The 2,593-nt window shown below is 58.7% G+C and carries 4 protein-coding genes; 3 read left to right on the top strand and 1 reads right to left on the bottom strand.

All coding sequences use genetic code 11. The annotated features are described in order from the left end of the window. Positions 1-967: exodeoxyribonuclease VII large subunit (xseA, locus tag Q0341_RS07250; protein WP_366522756.1), on the bottom strand; the 967-nt coding region annotated here is incomplete at its 3' end. Between the two features lie 346 nt (positions 968-1,313). Here xseA and Q0341_RS07245 point away from each other — a divergent pair. The 3 genes from Q0341_RS07245 to Q0341_RS07235 form a co-directional block, all read left to right on the top strand. After that, on the top strand, positions 1,314-1,931 hold the full coding sequence (locus tag Q0341_RS07245) for a MotA/TolQ/ExbB proton channel family protein (RefSeq protein WP_299511583.1): 618 nt from the start codon (positions 1,314-1,316) through the stop codon (positions 1,929-1,931). An 11-nt stretch (positions 1,932-1,942) separates the two neighbouring features. Beyond that, entirely contained in the window at positions 1,943-2,365 is a 423-nt protein-coding gene (locus tag Q0341_RS07240) for a biopolymer transporter ExbD (RefSeq protein ID WP_299511580.1), read from the top strand. Between the two features lie 6 nt (positions 2,366-2,371). After that, positions 2,372-2,593: tetraacyldisaccharide 4'-kinase (locus Q0341_RS07235; protein ID WP_366522755.1), on the top strand; the 222-nt coding region annotated here is incomplete at its 3' end.

The raw sequence follows: 2,593 nt of genomic DNA, 5'->3' as shown, positions 1-2,593 counted from the left end.
GTTGGCGCGTCAGCCCCTGACCCAGTCGTGCGGCCACGCTGTCCAAGCGCTGGGCTTGCCGATCTTGCTGACGCAGCAGGCCCCGGCTGAGTCGGTGCGCCAAGACAGACAAGGCCTCCAGGCCCGCATCCCGGTCGGTGGCGGCCATCTCGGCGGCGGCCGTGGGCGTTGGGGCACGCACATCGGCCACGAAGTCGGCGATGGTGAAATCAGTCTCGTGGCCCACACCACAAATGAGGGGCACAGGGCTTTGAGCGATCAGGCGGGCCAAGTTTTCGTCATTGAAAGACCACAGGTCCTCCATCGAGCCACCGCCTCTCACCAACAAAATCACGTCCACAGGCGAACTCAGCGGATTGTCTTCGGCCGTCAGGGCATACATGCTTTGCAACGCTTGCAACAGGGTGGCCGCGGCCCCTGTCCCTTGAACCAACGCAGGGGCCATCACCACAGGAATGTGCGGCACCCGCCGCTGCAAGGCCGTCACCACGTCGTGCCAAGCGGCCGCACCCAAAGAAGTCACCACGCCAATCGCGCGGGGCTGGGCGGGCAAAGCGCGTTTGTGAACGGGATCAAACAGGCCCTCAGCTTCAAGCTGGGCCTTCAGGCGCACAAACTGCTCAAACAAGGCCCCCTGCCCGGCCCGCGCCATCGACTCGACGATCAATTGCAAGTCACCCCGGGCCTCGTACACCCCCAAACGGCCCCGCAATTCGACCAATTCGCCATCGCGAGGCGAAAAATCCATCAAGCTGGCCGCACGCCGAAACATGGCGCAACGGATCTGGCCGGTTGCGTCTTTGATCGAAAAGTAGCAATGCCCGCTGGCCGCCCGTGAGAAGCCCGAAACTTCGCCGCGCACGGTCACCGGGTTGAATTGCCCATCCAGGCTGTCCGCAATGGCGCGGCACAGCGCCGACACCGTCCAGGCGGGGGGGGTCATGGTCTCGTTCGGGTTCATGGGCATGATTGTCTGTCAGAGATCAGGCTTCTCCACTCAGCTCGAAAATGAAGTACTCCACAGGAGCGCGCATACCCTGCTGCCTGCGGACAATGTCAAAGCTGGATGACATGAAAATTGTAAACCGTTGATTTATTTCAATATTTTCATAAAAAATGCAGGATTTTAAAACTCAAGAATTCTTATTTCGCGGCAAACAAATTTTCACCATCAACTTCTTCAAAAAGTTATCCACAGCCTGAGCCGTGCAAAAAGGCCCGAATCACCCAACAACGCTCAGCCCGGGGTAAAGATCCCCGCATCGTCGATAATCAGGAGCTTTTTCACTGCGTCTCCCCAAGAAAGAACTGTTTTGTTATCCATCATTCAAGCCGCTGGATGGCCGATTTGGCCGCTGATTCTGTGTTCCGTTTTGGCCTTGGCCCTGATCATTGAACGCCTTTTCCAGCTTCAAACGAACAAAGTGATTCCCCCCCAAACCCTGGCGATGGCGCTGGACGCCACGCGTCGCAGCTTGCCGCCGGAAGAGTTTGCCGTTCAACTCGACAAAATGGGCGTGCTGGGGCCCGTATTGGCAAGTGGTTTGCGTTGTCTTCAACATGACCCCAAGGCTTCTGACGAAGACATCAAGTCCAGCATGGAAATGGCAGGCCGCTTGGCGGGCAGGCAACTTGAGCGTTACCTGACGGCGCTGGGCACCATTGCCTCTGCGGCCCCGTTGCTCGGTTTGCTGGGCACGGTGATTGGCATGATCGAAATTTTCTCGGCCCACACCGCTGGTGGCAGCCAACCGGCCCAATTGGCTTACGGTATTTCGGTGGCGCTTTACAACACGGCTTTTGGCTTGATCGTGGCCATACCGGCTCTGATGTTTTGGCGTTACTTCAGAACCTTGGTGGACAATACTTTGCTGTCCATGGAAGTGGCCAGCGAACAATTCGCCCGCCAACTGAGCCAATTGCACCGCTGAATGGATTCCCCGTGAATTTTCGCCAACGCAAGCCCACGACCGAGCCAGAAATCAACCTGATTCCCTTCATCGACGTCTTGTTGGTGGTTTTGATCTTTCTGATGCTGACCACCACCTGGTCTCGGTTGACTGAAATCAACCTGAATCTGCCTCTGGCCGACAGCCAAAAGCAAAAAGACCGCCCCCAGCAAATTGTGCTCACGGTCAATGCACAGGGCCAATACACCCTCAACAAATCCGCCATTGGCGGTACATCGGTCAGCGCGCTGGCCAGTGCTTTGGCGCCCTTGGCGTCCAAAGAGGTGACCTTGGTGATCAGTGCAGATGCGCAGGCCACCCACCAATCGGTGGTCAACGCGATGGAGGCAGCCCGGCGCACCGGCTTGTCGCAAATCACCTTTGCCACCCAATCGCCGGATCCTTCAGGGTCCTGACAGGGCATGAGCATCTCGTCCTGGCTGCACCAGCGACTGCCCCAGGTTTGGCTGTCGCGCAACCTGAGCGCCCGTCTGCTGTGGCCGCTGGCGCTGCTTCATGGCGCGGTGCGCAAGGCGCAGGGCCTGGCTCGACGCCTGGGTGGACGCACCCCACAGCGCTTGCCTGTGCCGGTGATTGTGGTGGGCAATGTGATCGCGGGCGGTGCAGGCAAAACGACCTTGACG

The sequence above is a fragment of the uncultured Limnohabitans sp. genome, assembly GCF_937889215.1.
Classification (GTDB): Bacteria; Pseudomonadota; Gammaproteobacteria; order Burkholderiales; family Burkholderiaceae_C; genus Limnohabitans_A.
This window is presented reverse-complemented; position numbering and strand designations above follow the sequence as displayed.